Source organism: Pseudomonas sp. NFACC32-1, assembly GCF_900101215.1.
Taxonomy (GTDB): Bacteria; Pseudomonadota; Gammaproteobacteria; order Pseudomonadales; family Pseudomonadaceae; genus Aquipseudomonas.
This window is the reverse complement of sequence record NZ_FMUL01000015.1, coordinates 70,509-91,177: the sequence shown is the minus strand read 5'-3', so window position 1 is coordinate 91,177 and position 20,669 is coordinate 70,509. Positions and strand designations below refer to the sequence as shown.

Annotated in this window: 17 protein-coding genes and 3 pseudogenes; 9 read left to right on the top strand and 11 right to left on the bottom strand. The window is 63.3% G+C overall.

Annotation, left to right across the window (positions count from 1 at the left end; translation table 11 throughout):
* The first annotated feature begins 26 nt into the window (after positions 1 to 26).
* The 9 genes and pseudogenes from hutH (at position 27) to mdoH (ending at position 12,094) form a co-directional block, all read left to right on the top strand.
* Positions 27 to 1,559, top strand: coding sequence for a histidine ammonia-lyase (gene hutH / locus BLP99_RS21025; RefSeq protein ID WP_072397950.1), 1,533 nt, complete (start codon positions 27 to 29; stop codon positions 1,557 to 1,559).
* A 109-nt stretch (positions 1,560 to 1,668) separates the two neighbouring features.
* A complete protein-coding gene (gene hutI / locus BLP99_RS21020) occupies positions 1,669 to 2,871 on the top strand; it encodes an imidazolonepropionase (RefSeq protein ID WP_092181637.1) in 1,203 nt (400 codons plus the stop codon).
* Between the two features lie 11 nt (positions 2,872 to 2,882).
* Positions 2,883 to 3,686 (top strand): N-formylglutamate deformylase, encoded by an 804-nt coding sequence (hutG, locus tag BLP99_RS21015; RefSeq protein WP_092181634.1) that lies wholly within the window; start codon positions 2,883 to 2,885, stop codon positions 3,684 to 3,686.
* 306 nt (positions 3,687 to 3,992) lie between these two features.
* Positions 3,993 to 4,940: a choline ABC transporter substrate-binding protein gene (locus tag BLP99_RS21010; protein ID WP_092181632.1), complete on the top strand. Its 948-nt coding sequence runs from the start codon at positions 3,993 to 3,995 to the stop codon at positions 4,938 to 4,940.
* A gap of 52 nt (positions 4,941 to 4,992) precedes the next feature.
* Positions 4,993 to 5,904: an alpha/beta hydrolase gene (locus tag BLP99_RS21005; RefSeq protein ID WP_218124377.1), complete on the top strand. Its 912-nt coding sequence runs from the start codon at positions 4,993 to 4,995 to the stop codon at positions 5,902 to 5,904.
* A gap of 104 nt (positions 5,905 to 6,008) precedes the next feature.
* Entirely contained in the window at positions 6,009 to 6,980 is a 972-nt protein-coding gene (gene pip / locus BLP99_RS21000) for a prolyl aminopeptidase (RefSeq protein ID WP_072397954.1), read from the top strand.
* Entirely contained in the window at positions 6,977 to 7,414 is a 438-nt protein-coding gene (dtd, locus tag BLP99_RS20995; protein ID WP_072397955.1) for a D-aminoacyl-tRNA deacylase, read from the top strand. Before pip ends, dtd begins: the two co-directional genes overlap by 4 nt.
* Before the next feature lie 351 nt (positions 7,415 to 7,765).
* The gene (locus BLP99_RS20990; RefSeq protein ID WP_165887942.1) at positions 7,766 to 9,508 is read left to right on the top strand and encodes a glucan biosynthesis protein G; all 1,743 of its coding nucleotides are present in this window, start codon (positions 7,766 to 7,768) and stop codon (positions 9,506 to 9,508) included.
* Positions 9,501 to 12,094: pseudogene (gene mdoH, locus BLP99_RS20985) on the top strand (glucans biosynthesis glucosyltransferase MdoH). Before BLP99_RS20990 ends, mdoH begins: the two are co-directional and overlap by 8 nt.
* A gap of 110 nt (positions 12,095 to 12,204) precedes the next feature.
* Here mdoH and BLP99_RS26940 read toward each other — a convergent pair.
* The 11 genes and pseudogenes from BLP99_RS26940 to ubiE all read right to left on the bottom strand — a co-directional run.
* Positions 12,205 to 12,288 (bottom strand): annotated as a pseudogene (locus BLP99_RS26940) (DUF6124 family protein); the annotation flags it as partial.
* Positions 12,289 to 12,449: 161 nt separating this feature from the next.
* Positions 12,450 to 14,354: a methyl-accepting chemotaxis protein gene (locus BLP99_RS20980; RefSeq protein WP_072397957.1), complete on the bottom strand. Its 1,905-nt coding sequence runs from the start codon at positions 14,352 to 14,354 to the stop codon at positions 12,450 to 12,452.
* Between the two features lie 99 nt (positions 14,355 to 14,453).
* Positions 14,454 to 15,161 (bottom strand): 16S rRNA (uracil(1498)-N(3))-methyltransferase, encoded by a 708-nt coding sequence (locus BLP99_RS20975; protein ID WP_072459094.1) that lies wholly within the window; start codon positions 15,159 to 15,161, stop codon positions 14,454 to 14,456.
* Positions 15,158 to 15,964, bottom strand: a complete 807-nt coding sequence (gene tatC, locus BLP99_RS20970) for a twin-arginine translocase subunit TatC (protein ID WP_072397959.1) — start codon at positions 15,962 to 15,964, stop codon at positions 15,158 to 15,160. Before tatC ends, BLP99_RS20975 begins: the two co-directional genes overlap by 4 nt.
* Complete coding sequence (tatB, locus tag BLP99_RS20965; protein WP_072397960.1) at positions 15,961 to 16,386, bottom strand: Sec-independent protein translocase protein TatB; 426 nt, start codon at positions 16,384 to 16,386, stop codon at positions 15,961 to 15,963. Before tatB ends, tatC begins: the two co-directional genes overlap by 4 nt.
* A 10-nt stretch (positions 16,387 to 16,396) precedes the next feature.
* Positions 16,397 to 16,684, bottom strand: a complete 288-nt coding sequence (locus tag BLP99_RS20960; protein WP_053147776.1) for a twin-arginine translocase TatA/TatE family subunit — start codon at positions 16,682 to 16,684, stop codon at positions 16,397 to 16,399.
* Positions 16,685 to 16,708: 24 nt separating this feature from the next.
* Positions 16,709 to 17,041: a phosphoribosyl-ATP diphosphatase gene (locus BLP99_RS20955; RefSeq protein WP_003186671.1), complete on the bottom strand. Its 333-nt coding sequence runs from the start codon at positions 17,039 to 17,041 to the stop codon at positions 16,709 to 16,711.
* Positions 17,034 to 17,432: a phosphoribosyl-AMP cyclohydrolase gene (gene hisI / locus BLP99_RS20950; RefSeq protein WP_046064118.1), complete on the bottom strand. Its 399-nt coding sequence runs from the start codon at positions 17,430 to 17,432 to the stop codon at positions 17,034 to 17,036. Before hisI ends, BLP99_RS20955 begins: the two co-directional genes overlap by 8 nt.
* A gap of 112 nt (positions 17,433 to 17,544) precedes the next feature.
* Positions 17,545 to 19,149 carry a ubiquinone biosynthesis regulatory protein kinase UbiB gene (gene ubiB, locus BLP99_RS20945; protein WP_072397961.1) on the bottom strand — a complete coding sequence of 535 codons (1,605 nt, stop codon included), beginning with the start codon at positions 19,147 to 19,149 and terminating at the stop codon, positions 17,545 to 17,547.
* A pseudogene (locus tag BLP99_RS20940) lies at positions 19,146 to 19,770 on the bottom strand (ubiquinone biosynthesis accessory factor UbiJ). The gene ubiB and the pseudogene BLP99_RS20940 overlap by 4 nt, the downstream one beginning before the upstream one ends.
* Positions 19,770 to 20,540, bottom strand: coding sequence for a bifunctional demethylmenaquinone methyltransferase/2-methoxy-6-polyprenyl-1,4-benzoquinol methylase UbiE (gene ubiE / locus BLP99_RS20935; RefSeq protein WP_072397963.1), 771 nt, complete (start codon positions 20,538 to 20,540; stop codon positions 19,770 to 19,772). The pseudogene BLP99_RS20940 and the gene ubiE overlap by 1 nt, the downstream one beginning before the upstream one ends.
* Positions 20,541 to 20,669: the final 129 nt, after the last annotated feature.

Sequence of the window (20,669 nt, the reverse complement as noted above, 5' to 3'; positions counted from 1 at the left end):
AACAAAACTCTCAAAAGGAGCAATAAATGACTGCCTTGAACCTGATTCCCGGCCAATTGAGCCTGGCTCAATTGCGCGACATCTATCAACAGCCGGTGACCCTGAGCCTGGACGCCAGCGCTTCGGCGCAGATCGAAGCCAGCGTTGCCTGTGTGGAGCAGATCCTCGCCGAGAACCGTACTGCCTATGGCATCAATACCGGTTTCGGCCTGCTGGCCTCGACCCGCATCGCCAGCGCGGACCTGGAAAACCTGCAGCGTTCCCTGGTGCTGTCCCATGCCGCCGGCGTGGGCGAGCCCATCAGCGATGCGCTGGTGCGGTTGATCATGGTGCTCAAGGTCAACAGCTTGAGCCGGGGGTTCTCCGGGATCCGCCGGCAAGTGATCGATGCGCTGATCGCCCTGATCAATGCCGAGGTCTATCCGCATATTCCGCTCAAAGGCTCGGTCGGTGCGTCCGGTGACCTGGCGCCCCTGGCCCACATGTCCCTGGTGCTGCTGGGCGAAGGCAAGGCCCGCTACAAGGGCGAATGGTTGCCGGCCGTCGAGGCGCTGAAAGTGGCCGGCCTCGCACCGCTGACCCTGGCCGCCAAGGAAGGCCTGGCGCTGCTCAACGGCACCCAGGTGTCCACGGCCTTTGCCCTGCGTGGCCTGTTCGAAGGCGAAGACCTGTTCGCCGGGGCCCTGGCCCTGGGCAGCCTGACGGTGGAAGCGGTGCTCGGTTCGCGCTCGCCGTTTGACGCGCGCATCCACGCTGCCCGTGGGCAGAAAGGCCAGATCGACGTTGCTGCGGCGTATCGCGATCTGCTGGGCGAGCGCAGTGAAGTCTCCGATTCGCATCACAATTGCGACAAGGTCCAGGACCCGTACTCCCTGCGTTGCCAGCCGCAAGTGATGGGCGCCTGCCTGACCCAGTTCCGTCAGGCCGCCGAGGTGCTGGTGATCGAGGCCAACGCGGTGTCGGACAACCCACTGGTGTTCGCCGCCGAAGGCGACGTGATCTCCGGCGGCAATTTCCACGCCGAGCCGGTGGCAATGGCTGCTGACAACATGGCCCTGGCGATCGCCGAAATCGGTTCCCTGAGCGAGCGCCGTATCTCGCTGATGATGGACAAGCACATGTCGCAACTGCCGCCGTTCCTGGTGGGCAATGGCGGGGTGAACTCCGGCTTCATGATTGCCCAGGTCACCGCGGCGGCCCTGGCCAGCGAGAACAAGGCGCTGTCCCACCCTCACTCGGTGGACAGCCTGCCGACCTCGGCCAACCAGGAAGACCACGTCTCCATGGCGCCGGCCGCCGGCAAGCGTTTGTGGGAAATGGCCGAAAACACCCGTGGGATTCTCGCCGTGGAATGGCTGGCGGCCTGCCAGGGGCTGGACCTGCGCGGCGGCCTGAAGACCTCCGCGAAACTGGAGCAGGCCCGCGGGCTGCTGCGTGCAGAAGTGCCCTTTTATGAGAAGGACCGCTTCTTCGCGCCGGACATCAATGCCGCCAGTGAGTTGTTGGCGAGCCGTTGCTTGAACGAACTGGTCATGGCGCAGTTGTTGCCGAGCCTGTAAGGGCCTCATCGCGAGCAGACTCGCTTCCACAAGGATTTCTGATGAACTCAAAACCTTGTGGGAGCGAGCTTGCTCGCGATTCGATTTTGAATGCGACGAGGAAACCGGGATGAAAACCCTCTGGCAAAACTGCCACGCCGCCACCATGGCCCAGGGCGTCTACTCGATCATCGAAGACGCCGCCATCATCACCCAGGGCGAGCATATTCAATGGATCGGTCCCCGTGCCCAACTGCCGGCGGGTGACTACCCGGCGGTCACGGACCTCAGGGGCGCCTGGGTGACCCCGGGGCTGATCGACTGCCATACCCATACGGTGTTCGGCGGCAACCGCAGCGGCGAATTCGAGCAGCGCCTGCAAGGCGTCAGCTATGCCGAAATCGCCGCGGCCGGTGGCGGTATCGCCAGTACCGTGCGTGCCACCCGGGCCGCCAGTGAAGACGAGCTGTTCGCCAGCGCCGCCAGGCGCCTGGAAAGCCTGATGCACGACGGCGTGACCACGGTGGAAATCAAGTCCGGCTACGGCCTGGACCTGGCCAGCGAGCGCAAGATGCTGCGGGTCATCCGTCGCCTCGGCGTCGAACTGCCGCTCAGCGTGCGCAGCACGTGCCTGGCGGCCCACGCCTTGCCGCCGGAGTACGTCGACCGCGCCGACGACTACATCGAGCACATCTGCGCCGAGATGCTCCCGGCCCTGGCGGCCGAAGGGCTGGTGGACGCGGTGGATGCCTTCTGCGAATACCTGGCCTTTTCCCCGGCGCAGGTCGAGCGCGTGTTCATCACGGCCCAGCGATTGGGCCTGCCGGTGAAGCTGCACGCCGAACAACTGTCGTCGTTGCACGGCTCAAGCCTGGCGGCCCGGTACCAGGCGTTGTCGGCCGATCACCTGGAGTTCATGACCGAAGACGATGCCAGGGCCATGGCCGAGGCGGGCACCGTGGCGGTGTTGCTGCCGGGCGCGTTCTACTTCCTGCGTGAAACCCGGCTGCCGCCCATGGATGCCTTGCGCAAGCACGGGGTGAAGATCGCGGTGGCCAGCGACCTCAATCCCGGCACCTCGCCGGCCTTGTCGCTGCGTCTGATGTTGAACATGGCCTGCACCTGTTTGCGCATGACACCGGAAGAGGCCCTGGCCGGGGCGACGATCCATGCGGCCCAGGCCTTGGGCATGGCCGCCAGCCACGGCTCCCTGGAAGCCGGCAAAGTCGCGGATTTTGTCGCCTGGCACATCGACCGCCCGGCGGATCTGTCGTACTGGCTGGGTGGCGAACTGGAAAAACGCGTCGTGCGTCACGGCGTTGAAATCGATTGAGGAGAGCGGTTGTGGAAAAGGTCCTGAATTTCAAGCAAGGGCGCGTGCCGCTGTTGATCAGCATGCCGCACGCCGGCCTGCGCCTGACCCCGGCGGTGCAGGCCGGATTGATTCCCGAAGCCCAAAGCCTGCCAGACACCGACTGGCACATTCCCAGGCTCTACGAGTTTGCCTCTGAACTGGGCGCCAGTGTCCTGGCTGCCGAATATTCGCGGTTCGTCGTCGACCTGAACCGCCCCTCCGACGACAAGCCGATGTACGTCGGTGCTACTACCGGCCTGTACCCCGCGACGCTGTTCAACGGCGTGCCGCTGTTTTGTGAAGGCCTGGAGCCGTCCGCCCAGGAGCGGGCGACGTATCTGCAGCAGATCTGGGTGCCCTACCATCAGACCCTGCAACAGGAGTTGGCCCGGCTCAAGGCCGAGTTCGGCTATGCCCTGTTGTTCGATGCCCACTCGATCCGCTCGGTGATCCCGCACCTGTTCGACGGCAAGCTGCCGGACTTCAACCTCGGCACCTTCAACGGCGCCAGTTGCGACCCGACACTGGCCAGCCGGCTCGAAGCCATCTGCGCCGAGCACGGCGGTTTCACCCACGTGCTCAATGGGCGTTTCAAGGGCGGCCACATCACCCGGCACTACGGCAACCCGGCCCAGGACATCCACGCCGTGCAACTGGAGCTGTGCCAGAGCACCTACATGGACGAGTTCGAACCGTTCAACTACCGCCCGGATCTGGCGGCGCCGACCCAGGTGGTGCTCAAGCAATTGCTGGAAGGCTTGTTGGCGTGGGGGCGGCAGGCTTACAAAAAATAAACACCGCGCGGTACTGCTGTGGCGAGGGGATTCATCCCGCTGGGTCGCGAAGCGGCCCCAAACGGATGTCTTCCTGCGACCTGACTGGTTGGACTGAGAGCTTTCGGGACTGCGGCGCAGTCCTGCGGGGATAAATCTCCTCGCCACAGGATTGTGTTTGTCCTTGAGCCACGTACGGGAACTGTCGCCACCGTGCAAAACCGAGTCGCCACAGGTCACCTTTACCCCCTCGGCGCTGCGTACTGTTTCGGTACGGTGCACAAAGACACCGGCCCACAATAATCCGCTGCCGCCGAGACCTTCCCGATGAAAAGACTGTTCAAGCGCTGTCTATCGATCTTCTGCGGTACCGTCATGCTGGGCACCGGGGCGATGGCCGCCGAGCCGGCGTCCTGCCAGACCGTGCGCATGGGCGTGGTCAACTGGACCGACGTGATCGCCACCAGCGGCGTGGCCGATGTCCTGCTCACGGGCCTGGGGTATGAAAGCAAGCAGACCAGTGCTGTGCAGCAGATCATCTTCGCGGGCATCCGCGACAAGCGCCTCGACATATTCCTGGGCTACTGGAAGCCGGCAATGGACAAGAACATCGCCCCGTTCCTGGCCGCCAACCAGGTGAGGGTGCTGGAAAAGCCGAGCCTGGCCGATGCCCAGGCCACCCTGGCGGTGCCTGACTATGTGGCGGCGGCGGGGCTCAGGACGTTTGCCGACATCGCCCGGTTCAAGGACCAGTTGAGTGGCAGGATCTATGGCATCGAGCCGGGCAGTGGAGCCAACACCACCATCAAGACCATGATCGAGACCAACCACTTCGGCCTCAAGGACTTCAAGCTGATCGAGTCCGGTGAGGCGGGCATGCTGGCGGCGGTACAGCGGGCCGTGAATCGCAAGGAATTCGTGGTCTTCGTCGGCTGGACCCCGCACCCGATGAACATCAACATGAACATCACCTACCTGACCGGCAGCGAAGATGTCTATGGGCCGAACGAAGGTGCTGCCACCGTTTCCACCGTGACCGCGCCGGACTATGCCCAGCGTTGCCCGAACGTGAACCGGCTGCTGGAAAACCTGACCTTCACCGCCGCCCAGGAAAGCCAGCTGATGGTGCCGATCATGGAGCGCAAGACACCCCAGGACGTCGCCCGGCAATGGTTGCGGGACCATCCCGAAGACCTCCAGCGCTGGCTGGCCGGCGTGACCAGTTTCGACGGCGAGGACGGCGTGGCGGCGGTGCAGGCCAGTCTCAAGCCATGATGCCTCATCATTGAGGCGTCCTACCCAAGGATATATCTGGTGGTCCCCTGTCATGGCTTATCCACTCTCCCCGGCAATGTCCGCCTTCGTCCGCAAGACCCGGAGTTTCAGCAGCCCGGACGGCGGCATCGCCGGCATGCGCGAGGGCTACGACCGGATGTGCCGGGCGTTCACCCCGCCGCGCCCGGAAGGGTTGATGGTCGATGATTTTGAGCTGGCCGGCGTGGCCGTGCGGGCTTATCACCCTCGGATCGAGCCACCCTGCGAAGGCTGGCCGTGCATGCTCTACCTGCACGGAGGCGGTTGGGTGGTGGGGAACCTGGACTCCCATGACTTCATCTGCATGGAACTGGCGGCCGAGCTGGGGATACTGGTGCTGGCGGTGGACTATCGGCTGGCCCCGGAACATCCATTCCCGGCGGCCTTCGAGGATTGCCTCGACGTGTGGCACCGGCTGGCAGCCGCTCCTCTTGCCATCGATCCCAGGCGCCGGTGGGTGGCCGGGGACAGTGCCGGGGGCAACCTCGCCGCTGCGATTTGCCTGGCCCTGCGTGATGGCGGTCAGCCGCTGCCCCAGGGCCAGGTGCTGATCTACCCCGCCCTTGGCGGCCCTGCCGACTTGCCCTCGCGCCGCGAATGCGCCGACGCGCCCCTGCTGAGCAGCGACGACCTGGACGACTGCCAACAGCTTTATCTGGGCGGCGCCGCGCCGTCGCCCTACGCCATGCCATTGCTCGCCGCCGACCTGGCTGGCCTGCCGCCGGCGCTGGTCATCGTGGCGCAATGGGATCCGCTGCGTGACGACGGCATCCTCTACAGCGAGCGGCTGAACGCCGCAGGAGGCAATGCCGTGCTGTATGTCGGTGACGGTCTGGTCCACGGCTGCCTGCGTGGCCGCAACCAGGTGCCGGAGGTCGATCGGATGTATCGCACGCTGCTGGCATACCTGGCTGACACGCTTTGACTTCGCGGGGACATGCTCATTAAGGTAATTCGGGTTTATGATGCCGGACGGCAGACTAAATAGAAGTCCCCACAGGGATGACTCGACCCCTTACGGAGCGCGCAATGCAGACTTTGTACCCGCAGATCAAACCCCATGCCCGGCACGATCTGGCTGTCGATGACACCCATACGCTCTATGTCGATGAAAGCGGCTCCCCGGAAGGACTCCCGGTGGTGTTCATCCACGGTGGTCCGGGTGCGGGCTGCGATGCGCAGAGCCGTCGCTACTTCGATCCGAACCTGTATCGCATCGTCACGTTCGACCAGCGCGGCTGTGGTCGCTCCACCCCCCATGCCAGCCTGGAGAACAACACCACCTGGGATCTGGTCGAAGACCTGGAGCGCATCCGCAAGCACCTGGGCATCGATAAATGGGTACTGTTCGGCGGCTCCTGGGGCTCGACCCTGGCCCTGGCCTACGCCCAGACCCATCCGGAACGGGTGCATGGCCTGATTCTGCGCGGGATCTTTCTCTGCCGTCCGCAGGAAATCGAGTGGTTCTATCAGGCCGGCGCCAGCCGCCTGTTTCCCGACTACTGGCAGGACTACATCGCGCCCATTCCGCCGGACGAGCGCGACGACCTGCTCAGCGCCTTCCATAAACGCCTGACCGGCAACGACCAGATCGCCCAGATGCACGCGGCCAAGGCCTGGTCCATCTGGGAGGGCCGGACCGCGACCCTGCGTCCGAACCCGCTGGTGGTCGATCGCTTCTCCGAGCCGCAGCGTGCCCTGTCGATCGCCCGGATCGAGTGCCATTACTTCACCAACAATGCGTTCCTCGAGCCCAACCAGCTGATTCGCGACATGGGCAAGATCGCTCATTTGCCGGGCATCATCGTCCATGGTCGCTACGACGTGATCTGCCCCCTGGACAACGCCTGGGAGCTGCACCAGAACTGGCCCAACAGCGAGCTGCAGGTGATCCGCGATGCCGGTCACGCCGCGTCGGAGCCGGGCATCACCGATGCACTGGTGCGCGCCGCCGCGCAAATGGCCCGGCGTCTGCTCGACCTGCCGCCTGAAGAAGCGTGAAGGGCCTGTTGCAACGGGTCCGCGGCGCCCGGGTCGAAGTGGCGGGAGAAATTGTTGGCGCCGTGGACCAGGGCCTGCTCGTATTGGTGGCGGTCGAGCCCGGGGATACCCGGGCCAGCGCCGACAAGCTCCTGCACAAGCTGCTCAACTACCGGGTGTTCAGCGATGCCGACGGCAAGATGAACCTGTCCCTGGCGGATGTCGGTGGCGGTTTGCTGCTGGTGTCGCAGTTCACCCTGGCGGCAGATACCCGAAGCGGCTTGCGCCCGAGCTTTTCATCGGCCGCGCCGCCAGCATTAGGGGAAGAGTTGTTTTCTTATCTGGTTACCCAGGCGAAACACGTGCATGGCACTGTGGCATCAGGTAGATTCGGCGCCGACATGCAAGTGCATCTGGTAAATGATGGCCCGGTAACCTTTTTGTTACAGGTCTGAAAGTGTTTGAAACACCTTTTCAGGCTGTTTTCGAGGTTAAACGGGGAGTTTTCTCGATAAATACTTTGTTGCCCCTGATGCGTTGTCACGCGGCCTGCTAGATAATCGCGCGCTACGGGGGATCGGCGTTCGCCGGTCCATTTGACTTTAGGTAGAGACTTGTCCTGGACCGTTTGGGGAATCATTTTGTCCCATCGGAGTCGGAACAATGCTCGCCAACTTGGCAAGAGTGCTCCGCAAGGTCGGTTTTTCAATGCCGTTACCAAGCGGATACCTTAACTGGCCGTTGGTTTCTTGATCTGTTTTCGGCGAGGGTTGCTCGTGATTGTTAGTCCCTGTAATGCACCAAAAATGTCTGCCAAACGGTTTAAAAACGCTCTGGTAGCGGGCTCTGCCCTGTTGTGCCTGCTTGGCGCCGGCCAACTGTGGGCATTCAGCCTGGATGATGTGTCGGCGAAGGCTCAGGAACTGGCCGGGCAAAAATTCGAAGCCCCGCGCAGCAACCTGCCGAACGAATTTCGCGATATGAAATTCGCCGACTATCAAAAAATCCGTTTCCGCACCGAAAAAGCCGAGTGGGCCGACCAGAAGACGCCGTTCCGCCTGTCGTTCTATCACCAGGGCATGCATTTCGACACGCCGGTGAAGATCAACGAGATCACAGCGACCACTGTCGACGAGATCAAGTACGACCCGACGCGCTTCGATTTCGGTGACGTGCAGTTCGATCCCAAGGCCACCGAGCAGCTGGGCTACGCGGGCTTTCGCGTGCTGTACCCGATCAACAAGGCCGACAAGCAAGACGAAATCATGACCATGCTGGGCGCAAGCTACTTCCGCGTCATCGGCAAGGGCCAGACTTACGGCTTGTCCGCCCGTGGCATGGCCATCGATACCGCGTTGCCATCCGGCGAGGAATTCCCGCGTTTCCGCGAGTTCTGGATCCAGCGCCCGAAACCGACCGACAAGCATCTGGTGATCTTCGCCCTGCTGGACTCGCCTCGGGCCACCGGTGCCTATCGCCTGACCCTGCGTCCGGGTACGGACACCGTGGTTGATGTGAAGGCGCGCATGTTCCTGCGTGACCGTGTCAGCAAGCTGGGTGTTGCCCCGCTCACCAGCATGTTCCTGTTCGGCGCCAACCAGCCGTCCAAGGTACTCAACTATCGTCGCGAACTGCACGATTCCAGCGGCCTGTCGATCCACGCCGGCAACGGCGAATGGATCTGGCGTCCGCTGAACAATCCCAAACACCTGGCCGTGAGCAACTTCTCGGTGGAAAACCCGCGTGGTTTCGGTCTGCTGCAACGTGGCCGCGACTTCAGCCACTACGAAGACCTGGACGACCGCTACGACAAGCGTCCTAGCGCCTGGATCGAACCGAAAGGCGACTGGGGCAAGGGCACCGTGGACCTGGTGGAAATCCCGACAGCCGATGAAACCAACGACAACATCGTTGCGTTCTGGAGCCCGGAAAAGCTGCCTGAGCCTGGCCAGCCGCTGGACTTCTCCTACCGCCTGCACTGGACCCTCGACGAAGCCAGCCTGCACTCGCCGGACAGCGCCTGGGTCAAGCAGACCCTGCGTTCCACGGGTGACGTGAAGCAATCCAACCTGATCCGCCAGCCGGATGGCAGCGTGGCCTACCTGGTGGATTTCGAAGGTCCTTCGCTGCAAGCGTTGCCGGAAAACGCCGAAGTGCGTAGCCAGGTGAGCGTCGGCGACAACGCCGAGATCGTCGAGAACAACGTTCGCTACAACCCCGAAACCAAGGGCTGGCGCCTGACCTTGCGCCTGAAGGTCAAGGATCCAAAGCAGGCTACCGAAATGCGCGCGGCGCTGGTCCGTCCGCTGACGCCTGTCGAAGCCCCTGCCGCGTCGCATGCCGTGACCACGACCCTTGCCAAGGCAGACAAGGTCGCCAAGCAGCAGAGCGAAAAAGAGAAAGAAAAAGAGAAAGAACACGCCAAAGAAGTCGCAACGACCGTCAAGGCGTCCGCCGCCGTCGAGGCGACCCCAACCCCGCAGGAACCGGAACCGACTGAGCAAGTCCTGACCGAGACCTGGAGCTATCAGTTGCCAGCCGATGAGTAATACTCCAGTACAGCCAGAGACGCTCAGCGAATATCTGGCCCATTTGCCAATGACCGACGAGCAGCGCGCCGAGCTGGCGGGCTGCTCTTCCTTCAGCGAACTGCATAAACGGCTTTCGTCTTCGACATTCGATGAGCCCGGCGAAGCGGCACAGGCTTCGGTTGGGCGGCGTTTGACCCTGAGCACTGCCGAAGAGCTGGAAGACGCCGAAATGCTGGCACTGGATGCCAGTGGTCGTGTGTGCCTGAAGGCGACGCCGCCGATTCGTCGTACCAAGGTCGTGCCGGAGCCTTGGCGCACCAATATCCTGGTGCGTGCCTGGCGGCGTCTCACCGGTCGCACCAACCCGCCGAAGCCGCCCAAGGACGCACGCGTGCTGCCCGAGGCGCGCTGGCGTACCGTGGGGTCGACCCGTCGCTACATCCTGCTGCTGTTGATGCTTGGCCAGACCATCGTCGCCGGCTGGTACATGAAGGGCATCATGCCGTACCAGGGCTGGTCGCTGGTGGACCTGGAGGAAGTGCTGCACCAGCCGCTGTCGCAGACCGCCACGCAAGTGCTGCCATACGCCTTGCAGACCAGCATCCTGATCCTGTTCGGTATTCTGTTCTGCTGGGTGTCGGCCGGTTTCTGGACCGCCCTGATGGGCTTCCTGGAGCTGCTCACCGGGCGCGACAAGTATCGTATCTCCGGGGCCAGTGCCGGCAACGAGCCGATTCCCAAGGATGCCCGTACCGCGCTGGTCATGCCGATCTGCAACGAAGACGTGCCGCGGGTGTTCGCCGGCCTGCGGGCGACCTTCGAGTCGGTGGCCGCCACCGGTGACCTGGATCGCTTCGACTTCTTCGTGCTCAGCGACAGTAATGAAACCGATATCTGCGTGGCCGAACAGCAAGCGTGGCTGGACGTCTGCCGCGAGGCCGGTGGCTTTGGCAAGATCTTCTACCGCCGCCGCCGCCGGCGCGTGAAACGCAAGAGCGGTAACCTCGACGACTTCTGCCGTCGCTGGGGCAGCGATTACAAGTACATGGTGGTGCTCGACGCCGACAGCGTCATGAGCGGCGAATGCCTGACCAGCCTCGTGCGCCTGATGGAAGCCACGCCGGACGCCGGTATCATCCAGACCGCGCCGAAGGCTTCGGGCATGGACACGCTGTATGCGCGCATGCAGCAATTCGCGACACGGGTCTACGGTCCGCTGTTCACCGCCGGCCTGCACTTCTGGCAGTTGGGCGAATCCCACTACTGGGGACACAATGCGATCATCCGCATGAAGCCCTTCATCGAGCATTGCGCCCTGGCGCCATTGCCCGGCAAAGGTGCCTTCGCCGGTGCGATCCTGTCCCACGACTTCGTCGAAGCGGCACTGATGCGCCGTGCCGGCTGGGGCGTGTGGATTGCCTATGACCTGCCGGGCAGCTATGAGGAATTGCCGCCGAACCTGCTGGACGAACTCAAGCGTGACCGTCGCTGGTGCCACGGCAACCTGATGAACTTCCGGCTCTTCCTGGTCAAGGGCATGCACCCGGTACACCGTGCGGTGTTCCTGACCGGGGTGATGTCCTACCTGTCGGCGCCCCTGTGGTTCTTCTTCCTGGTGTTGTCCACTGCGCTGCTGGCGGTCAATACGCTGATGGAGCCGCAGTACTTCCTCGAACCGCGCCAGCTGTATCCGTTATGGCCGCAATGGCATCCGGAGAAGGCCATCGCGCTGTTCTCGACGACCATCGTGCTGCTGTTCCTGCCCAAACTGCTCAGTGTCGTGCTGATCTGGGCCAAGGGCGCGAAGGAGTTCGGTGGCAAGTTCAAGGTGACGCTGTCGATGTTGCTGGAGATGCTGTTCTCCATGCTGCTGGCACCGGTCCGGATGATCTTCCACACCCGTTTCGTATTGGCCGCGTTCCTCGGCTGGGCCGCCACCTGGAACTCGCCGAAACGTGACGATGACTCGACGCCATGGAGCGAAGCGGTCAAGCGCCACGGTCCGCAGACCTTGCTGGGCTTCCTCTGGGCGTTGCTGGTCATCTGGCTGAACCCCAGTTTCCTGTGGTGGCTGGTGCCGATCGTCGGCTCGCTGATGCTGTCGATCCCGGTCTCGGTGATCTCCAGCCGCGTGGGCCTGGGCTTGAAGTCGCGCGATGAAAGCCTGTTCCTGATCCCGGAGGAGTACGCTCCGCCACAGGAACTGCTGTCGACCGACCAGTATGCCCATGAGAACCGCTGGCATGCGCTGAACGACGGCTTCATTCGTGCGGTCGTCGACCCACAGCAAAACGCCCTGGCGTATGCCTTGGCCACATCGCGGCACGGCAAGGCCGAGCCGATCGAATGGCTGCGGGGCGAACGCGTTCGCCATGCCCTGAAGGTCGGTCCGGCCGGCCTCAGCAATGCCGAGCGCCTGGCGCTGTTGAGCGACCCGGTCGCCCTGTCCCGCCTGCATGAGCAGGTCTGGAGCGAGAGCCATCCCGAGTGGCTGGCAGCGTGGCGTGAGTCGGTCAATGCCGATCCTCATGCGCCGTTGCTACCGCTTCAGCCGGTCAGTGCCCAGCCTCAACTGGCCTGATGCCCAAAAAGCCCCGCTTCTGAAAGGAAGCGGGGCTTTTTGTTGGGCCCAGGATTTGGAGCGCACCGGTGGTTGTGGCGAGGGAAACCATCCCCTCGCCACATCCGCACCTGGCTTCCCCTGGCCAGTCAGACTATGGTCGAGGGTCGACGCTATCCAGCGCCCGGTTTGCCAGCAAACTACCGAGCTCGATCAGTTGCTGGATGCCCAGGGCAACACGGCATTCACCACACATCCCTATGGGAGGGCGCTTGCTCGCGAAAGCGGTGGGCCGGTTTGCAGGGGTGTTGGATGTGCCGGCGTCTTCACGGGCAAGCACGCTTCCCATAGGATGCACCGGGCGAGGGCGCCCAGGACGGGCGCCTCGCTACGAGGGGATCAAACCTTGAATCGCCCCACCAGCGTCTGCAAGTGCACGCCCAATCGCGCCAGTTCGGCACTGGAGGCGGCGGTTTCTTCGCTGGACGATGCCGTTTGCTCCGAGACATCGCGCACGTTGAGCACGCTGCGGTTGATCTCCTCGGCCACGGCGCTCTGCTGCTCGGCGGCGGCAGCGATCTGCTGGTTCATCGACTGGATGGCCGAGACCGTGCGGGTAATGTTCTCCAGGGAACCGCCGGCGCGGCGGGTCAGTTCGACGCTGCTGTCGGTCAGGCTGCGGCTGTTGTCCATGATGGTCGCGACCTGCTCGGTGCCGTTCTGCAGCCCCAGGATCAGCTCTTCGATTTCCTCGGTGGACTTCTGGGTGCGCTGGGCCAGGCTGCGGACTTCATCGGCGACCACTGCGAAACCACGTCCGGCTTCACCGGCGCGGGCGGCCTCGATGGCGGCGTTGAGCGCCAGCAGGTTGGTCTGCTGGGCCACGGACTTGATCACGTCCAGCACGCTGCCGATCTTGTCGCTTTCGCGCTTCAAGTCGCCCATGGCGGCGGTGGAGTTGCCGACTTCCAGCGCCAGACGCTCGATCTGGGCGATGGCTTCGCCCACCACCTTGTCGCCTTCACGGGCCTGCTGGTCGGCGGCGACGGCAGCCTCCGAGGCTTCCTCGGCGTTGCGTGCCACTTCCTGCACCGTGGCGGTCATTTCGTGCATGGCGGTGGCAACCTGATCGGTCTCCACTTTCTGGCTGTTGACGCCGGCACTGGTTTGCTCGGTCACGGCCGAAAGCTGTTCGGCGGCGCTGGCGATCTGAGTGACGCCTTCGCCGATGCCCCCGATCAGTTGCCGAAGGCCCACGGTCATGCTTTGCATGGCCCGTTGCAGCTGGCCGAGTTCGTCGCGGCGATCGGAGGTGAGGTTGTGGGTCAGGTCACCGGCGGCCACGCGTTCGGCCACCGTCAGCGTCTGGGCCAGCGGGCCGACGATCTGCCGGGTAATGAAAGTGGCGGCAATCACCCCGAACAGCAACGCCAACGCGGCAGCGGCAATCAGGACGGTCTTGGCCTGGGCCGCGTCGTGGTCACGCACGGCGGTCTGGGATACGGTCAGTTTCTGGCTGGCGTCGATCAACACCTGGCCTTGCTCGGTCATGCGCTGTTGCGCGGCGGCGTTGTCGATCTGCGAGTCGCGGAACTGGGCCACGGCCGCGCGATAGAGATTGAACGAGTCGTTGGCCTGCTGCAGGTTGGCGGCGTGTTCGGCTGGCAACTGATCGGGCAGGCGTGCAAGCAGCTTCAGGACGTTATCGATGGCATCGAGGGCAGGTTGCTGGGCATCGCTCTTGCCGCTGTAGGTGTAGCCGCGAACCTGGTAGCGCGCTTGCTGGATCGCTTTGCTCAGGGTGACCACGCTATTGAACTGAGTGACATCGCCGGCTTGCAGCGCCGCTTTCTCCACTTCGGCGACGCGGGCCACGGCGTTGTCGGCGCTGGCGCCCAGCTTGCTGCGTGCATCTTCACGGTTGACGGTGGCCCGGGTCATCAGGGCAAAGGCGCCCTTGTATTCGGCGACGGCGGCCAGTTGCTTGTCGATCAGCGCCACATCGGCCGGTTGTTCGATCAACTGGCGGGCGGTATTGAGCCCGGCTTCCAGCTTGCCAAGCAGGTCGTTGACCTGCTGCGGCCCTTTCTCGCCCCGTGTGGTGTTGTAGTCGATGCTCGCCAGGTTCAGGTCCTTGCTCAAGTCGTTGAGACTGGCAATGAACCCCAGCTTGTCGCCCCGGCTGATGACATTGCCCAGGCTGCTCCAGCCGGTGAAGGCAATCATCAACGTGAGGAACAGCACCAGGCCGAAGCCTGCGCCGAGTTTGCGATTAACGCTTACATTTCCAAGCCACCGGAACATGCTGTCACTCCCCTGGAGCATTGAATTGGTTTTATGGGGACTGTATCGGCGGCTCGGCAGGGATCTGTAGAAATGAACTGAAGATCGTGAAATGGGGGATCAGAACAGCCGAGCGAGCAGCGCCGTGACCGCGGTCTCGACCCGCAGGATTCGCTCGCCCAACTGCACCGGTTGCAGGCCGGCCTTGGCCAGCAGGTCGACTTCGTAGGGGATCCAGCCGCCTTCCGGGCCGATCGCCAGGGTGACGGGTTCTGTCAGCGCCCGGGGGCAGGGGGGATAGTTGCCGGGATGACCGACCAGGCCCAGGGTGCCATTGGTCAGGGCCGGCAGGCGGTCTTCGACGAAGGGCTTGAAGCGTTTCTCGATGATGACTTCAGGCAGCACGCTGTCCCTGGCCTGTTCCAGGCCGAGGATCAGCTGTTCGCGAATGGCCTCGGGCTCCAGGAACGGGGTCTGCCAGAAGCTTTTCTCCACCCGGTAGCTGTTCACCAGCACCACGCGCGGCACGCCCATGCTGGCGATGGTCTGGAAAACCCGCCGGAGCATTTTTGGGCGCGGCAGCGCCAGCACCAGGGTCAGCGGCAGCTTGGCCGGTGGCGGCTGGTCCAGAGTGACTTGCAGCTCAGCCTCGCGGGCTTCCAGGCGCAGCACCTGGGCGGAGCCCATCAACCCACCGATGCGTCCCACCCGCAGGCTGTCGCCGACGGCGCTGCGGTGGACGTCCTGCATGTGCGTCAGCCGGCGATCGCTGAGGATGACCCGGTCCGGCCCGATGAAGTCGGCCTCTTCGAGCAGCAGCAGGTTCACGCTTGGGTCGCTGGCGGCTGGTCGTTATGGTCGTCGGCCGATTGTTCGTCCGCCTCGTCGTCCGGATGCTCGCTGCGCTTGCGCACCAGGCCACCGAACAGCACGCCGACTTCGAACAGCAGCCACATCGGGACCGCCAGGAGGGTCTGGGAGAAGATGTCCGGCGGCGTCAGGATCATGCCGACCACGAAGCAGCCGATGATCACGTACGGACGGATCTTCTTCAGGTATGCCACGTCCACCACGCCGATCCAGACCAGCAGCACCACCGCCACGGGAATTTCGAACGCCACGCCGAAGGCGAAGAACAGCGTCATGACGAAGTCCAGGTAGCTGGTGATGTCGGTCATCATCTCGACGCCGGACGGGGTCGCGGCGGCGAAGAACTTGAAGATCAGCGGGAACACCAGGAAGTAGGCGAAGGCCATCCCTGTGTAGAACAGCAGGATGCTGGACACCAGCAGCGGCACGGCGATGCGTTTTTCATGCTTGTACAGGCCTGGCGCAATGAAGCCCCAGATCTGGTGCAGGATCACGGGAATCGCCAGGAACAGCGAGACCATCATCGTCAGTTTCAGCGGCGTCAGGAAAGGCGACGACACGTCGGTGGCGATCATCGTCGCGCCTTCCGGCAGGTACTGGCGCAGCGGCGTGGAGACGAAGGTGTAGATCTGCTGGGTAAAGGCAAACAGCCCGGCGAAGATGATGAATACCGCCGCGACACAACGCAGCAGGCGGGTGCGCAACTCGGTGAGGTGCGATACCAGCGGCATTGGCTGGTCGTTCTCTGGGATATCGCTCATGGGGCTCGCGGCGGCAAAGTAGGGTCGTTGGGAGCGGCGGACGCTGGCGCCGTCGGGGCAGGTTCCGTCGATCTTGCGGGCTCGGCCACTGCCGGCGCGGTGTCACCCACCTGGGGCTGGGCCTGGGGCGCGTTCGCCGGCTCGACTGCCGGCTGGACCGGCGTCGGCTCCTGCTGGGTCGGCGTGAAGATTTTCCGCGCTTCCTGCTCGAGGGACAGAATGTGTTCGTTGTGAAGTTGCCGACGGATTTCGTCGGCACCGATCTCACGCTCAACTTCCTGTTTGATCGCATTGAAGCTGCGCTTCAGACGGCCGATCCACAGGCCGGCGGTGCGCGCAGCACCCGGCAGGCGCTCGGGGCCCAGCACCAGCAGGGCGACGAGACCGACGAGCAGCAGTTCAGTGAAGCTGATCCCAAACATTAGTCAGTGCTCACGAGTCTTTGCGGGTCGGCTCTTCGACTTTCTGTGCCTGCACATCGATGGTGTGTGGCGCATTCACCGGCTGGGCCGCCTGGGGGTGTACCGGCTGTGTCGGCTGCACGGGCTGGGCGGGAGCCGCCGTCGGGTCGGCCGGTTTTTCGTCGTCGTTCATGGCCTTGCGAAAGCCCTTGATCGACTCGCCCACGTCGGTGCCGAGGTTTTTCAGTTTCTTGGTACCGAATACCAGCACCACGACTACCAGGATGACGAGCCAGTGTTTCCAGTCAAAAATGCCCATGTGGCTATTCCTCTCAAAAGTTGATCAGGCGGACGGGCGCGAGGCTTTCTCGACGTGCCCGGACAGACCGAAGCGACGGTCCAGTTCATCCAGTACGGCCTGTGGATGCTGCCCCAGTTGGGCCAGCATGACCAGGCTGTGGAACCACAGGTCGGCGGTCTCGTAGATCACGTCGCTGCAGTCGCCGCTGATGGCGGCGTCCTTGGCGGCGATGATGGTCTCGACCGATTCCTCGCCGACTTTTTCCAGAATCTTGTTCAGGCCCTTGTGGTACAGGCTGGCGACATAGGAGCTGTCGGCCGCGGCGCCTTTGCGCTCTTCCAGCACCTGGGCCAGGCGGGTCAGGGTGTCACTCATGGGTATGTCCTGAATAAATGGCGTGCGGGTCCTTGAGCACCGGGTCGACGGTTTTCCAGTCGCCGTTCTCGAAGACGCGATAGAAGCAGCTTTGACGGCCGGTGTGGCAGGCAATCTCACCGACCTGCTCGACCATCAGGATGATGACGTCGCCGTCGCAGTCCAGGCGCATCTCATGCAGGTGCTGCACATGCCCGGACTCTTCACCCTTGCGCCACAGCTTGCCACGGGAACGTGACCAATAGATGGCGCGGTTCTCGGCAGCGGTCAGGGCCAGTGCCTCGCGGTTCATCCAGGCCATCATCAGCACGCGTCCGGTCTTGTGATCCTGGGCGATGGCCGGCACGAGGCCTTCGGCGTCCCATTTGATCTCGTCCTGCCAGTTTTTCATCGTTGGTCCTGACGGCAGCGGCAAGCTTTGCGCTTCAAGCTGCAAGTAAAAAGCAGATTTATGTATGTATGGAGCTTGTGGCTTGCAGCTTAAAGCTTGCGGCTGATTCCTGCTATCGGCGAACGACCAGATACAGACCGACCACCATCATGACAATGGCGGGCCAATGCCCCAGCTCGCTCAGTGGTCCACCGGCCGCCACCACCGCGCCGCCACCCAGGTGCGCGGCACCGAGCAGGCGCAGGAACCAGTCGTCCTTGCGTCGTTTCCAGGGGGGCGATGGATCCTGGGCATGGGGTTGGGACATGCGCTCGAGCAGGTCTCGGGTCATGTTGGCCAGGTGCGGGATCTGCTCGAACTGGCTCTGCACGTTGCCCAGCAAGGTCTTGGGACTGACGCGTTCGCGCATCCAGCGTTCCAGGAAAGGCTGGGCGGTGTTCCACAGGTCGAGGTCCGGGTACAGCTGGCGACCGAGGCCTTCGATGTTCAACAGGGTTTTCTGCAGCAGTACCAGTTGCGGCTGGACCTCCATGTTGAAGCGACGCGCGGTCTGGAACAGGCGCATCAGCACCTGACCGAATGAAATATCTTTTAACGGTTTTTCGAAGATCGGCTCGCACACGGTACGGATCGCCGCTTCGAATTCGTTGAGCTTGGTCTCGGCCGGTACCCAGCCGGAGTCGATGTGCAACTGGGCGACGCGGCGGTAGTCACGCTTGAAGAACGCGAAGAGGTTGCGGGCCAGGTAATCCTGGTCTTCGGGTGTCAGGCTGCCGACGATGCCGCAGTCGATGGCAATGTACTGCGGGCTCCAGGGCTGCACAGTGCTGACGAAGATGTTGCCCGGGTGCATGTCGGCATGGAAAAAACTGTCGCGGAACACCTGGGTGAAGAAGATTTCCACGCCGCGTTCGGCCAGAAGCTTCATGTCGGTGCGCTGGTCGGCCAGGGTCGCCAGGTCGGTCACCTGGATCCCGTAGATGCGCTCCATCACCAGCACTTTCGGGCGGCACCAGTCCCAGTAGACCTGCGGCACGTAGAGCAACGGCGAGCCTTCGAAGTTGCGCCGCAACTGGCTGGCGTTGGCGGCCTCGCGCAGCAGGTCGAGTTCGTCGTAGATGGTTTTCTCGTAGTCCTGGACCACGTCCACCGGATGCAGCAGGCGCGCATCGGCCGACAGCCGCTCGGCGGCGCGGGCGAGGATGAACAGCCACGCCAGGTCTTGGGCAATGATCGGCTTGAGACCCGGGCGGATGACCTTGACCACCACCTCTTCACCGCTCTTGAGCTGCGCGGCATGGACCTGGGCCACTGACGCCGAGGCCAGCGGTTCGACGTCGAAGCGACTGAACACTTCGCTGACCTTCCTGCCCAGTTGCTCCTCGATCAGCGCCACCGACAGTTTGGAATCGAACGGTGGTACGCGATCCTGCAGCAGCATGAGTTCGTCAGCGATGTCCTCGGGCAGCAGGTCGCGCCGGGTGGAAAGGATCTGGCCGAACTTGATGAAGATCGGCCCCAGGTCCTGCAAGGCCAGGCGCAGGCGCGCACCGCGACTCAGCTCCAGCGTGCGACGGGGAAACCAACGCCAGGGCAGCACGAAACGCAGTGCCAGCAGGAACCAGGGCAGCGGCAGGGCGAACAGCAGGTCATCGAGGCGGTAGCGGATCACGACGCGCTGGATGCGCAACAGACGGCGGACGGCAAGCAGCTTCATGCGTTATCGCTTGGGTTCAAGGGATCGGGAAAGGCGCTCGAAACGCGCCTCGAGTCGGTCCAGATCGAGTTTGATCCGGTCCAGTTCACTAAAACGGGCTTCGGCTTCGCGGCGGCCAACAAGCGTACGCGATTCCTCGGCCAGGTATTCGCTCAGATTCTGCCCCAGGCTGGCAAAGCCCTGGCGGTACCAGCGGGTGCGGCTGCGCAGGTGGCTGCCGAGCAATTGCGTGGCCACCGGGCCGAGCCAGCGGGACAGTTCGTATTCCCAGTCCAGTTCCAGGTCCTGGAGAATCTTCGCCAGTTCCAGCAGCACGCCACTGTCGCCGTCCAGCTCCACGTCGGGGCTGTGCAGCACCGCTGTCTTGTCCTTGCTCAAGGCCAGGTTCAGCAGGCTCGATGCCGGGGCGCGCAGGGTGCAGTCCGCCTCGGCTTCCCAGTGGGCGGCGAGCATCAGGCCTTCGTCGCTGGGCAGGATGAACAGCCGCAAGGCCGGGCTGCGGCAGTCCACGGCGATCACCCTGCCGCTCAGGTGCGTCAGGCGCGCCAGCGCCGTGCTGTCCAGGCGCAGGACCCGGTTGATGCCGAGTTCGACGCTGGCGAGCAGGCCGGTGAGCAGCATCAGGGCTTGATACCGCGGTGCAGGGCCACGATGCCCGAAGTCATGTTGTGATAGGTCACGCGGTCGAAACCGGCCTCGACCATCATTGACTTCAGGGTTTCCTGGTCCGGGTGCATGCGGATCGATTCGGCCAGGTAGCGATAGCTTTCCGCGTCGTTGGTGATCAGCTTGCCCATCAGCGGCATGAAGGCGAACGAGTAAGCGTCGTAGGCCTTGGACATCAACGCGTTGGTCGGCTTGGAGAACTCCAGCACCAGCAGGCGACCGCCGGGCTTGAGCACGCGCAGCATCGAGCGCAGGGCGTCTTCCTTGTGGGTGACGTTGCGCAGGCCGAAGGCGATGGTCACGCAGTCGAAATGGTTGTCGGGGAACGGCAGCTTCTCGGCGTCGGCCTGGACGAATTCGACGTTGCCGGCCACACCCAGGTCCAGCAGGCGGTCGCGGCCGACCTTGAGCATGGATTCGTTGATGTCGGCGAGCACCACCTGGCCGGTCGGGCCGACGATGTGGGAGAACTTCTTCGTCAGGTCACCCGTGCCGCCGGCGATATCCAGCACGCGGTTGCCGCTGCGCACCCCCGACAGTTCGATCGCGAAACGCTTCCACAGACGATGCATGCCGCCGGAGAGCAGGTCGTTCATCAAGTCATATTTGGCGGCTACCGAGTGGAAAACCTCAGCGACTTTTTCCGCCTTCTGGCTTTCCGGCACGTTCTTGAAGCCGAAGTGAGTGGTGGGTTCGGCATCGCTGCCTTTGCGCTGATCAGTCATATTGCTGTCACCAAAAAAGAATGCGGGACATTCTAATCCCCGGTGAAGGGCTTTGTCTTGGCAAGGCTGAAGGTAAGATGAACCACCGCCGGGACGTTTTGACGCAGTCAGGGTCAGAAGCTTACCGGC

Bases quoted from the DNA above. Each gene is read 5' to 3' on its own strand.
- tatB (WP_072397960.1), bottom strand. From the start codon at position 16,386: ATGTTTGGGATCAGCTTCACTGAACTGCTGCTCGTCGGTCTCGTCGCC.
- BLP99_RS20980 (WP_072397957.1), bottom strand. From the start codon at position 14,354: ATGTTCCGGTGGCTTGGAAATGTAAGCGTTAATCGCAAACTCGGCGCA.
- BLP99_RS21005 (WP_218124377.1), top strand. From the start codon at position 4,993: ATGGCTTATCCACTCTCCCCGGCAATGTCCGCCTTCGTCCGCAAGACC.
- BLP99_RS20960 (WP_053147776.1), bottom strand. From the start codon at position 16,684: ATGGGCATTTTTGACTGGAAACACTGGCTCGTCATCCTGGTAGTCGTG.
- tatC (WP_072397959.1), bottom strand. From the start codon at position 15,964: ATGAGCGATATCCCAGAGAACGACCAGCCAATGCCGCTGGTATCGCAC.
- ubiB (WP_072397961.1), bottom strand. From the start codon at position 19,149: ATGAAGCTGCTTGCCGTCCGCCGTCTGTTGCGCATCCAGCGCGTCGTG.
- BLP99_RS21010 (WP_092181632.1), top strand. From the start codon at position 3,993: ATGAAAAGACTGTTCAAGCGCTGTCTATCGATCTTCTGCGGTACCGTC.
- hutH (WP_072397950.1), top strand. From the start codon at position 27: ATGACTGCCTTGAACCTGATTCCCGGCCAATTGAGCCTGGCTCAATTG.
- ubiE (WP_072397963.1), bottom strand. From the start codon at position 20,540: ATGACTGATCAGCGCAAAGGCAGCGATGCCGAACCCACCACTCACTTC.
- BLP99_RS20990 (WP_165887942.1), top strand. From the start codon at position 7,766: ATGTCTGCCAAACGGTTTAAAAACGCTCTGGTAGCGGGCTCTGCCCTG.
- pip (WP_072397954.1), top strand. From the start codon at position 6,009: ATGCAGACTTTGTACCCGCAGATCAAACCCCATGCCCGGCACGATCTG.
- hisI (WP_046064118.1), bottom strand. From the start codon at position 17,432: ATGAAAAACTGGCAGGACGAGATCAAATGGGACGCCGAAGGCCTCGTG.
- hutI (WP_092181637.1), top strand. From the start codon at position 1,669: ATGAAAACCCTCTGGCAAAACTGCCACGCCGCCACCATGGCCCAGGGC.
- BLP99_RS20955 (WP_003186671.1), bottom strand. From the start codon at position 17,041: ATGAGTGACACCCTGACCCGCCTGGCCCAGGTGCTGGAAGAGCGCAAA.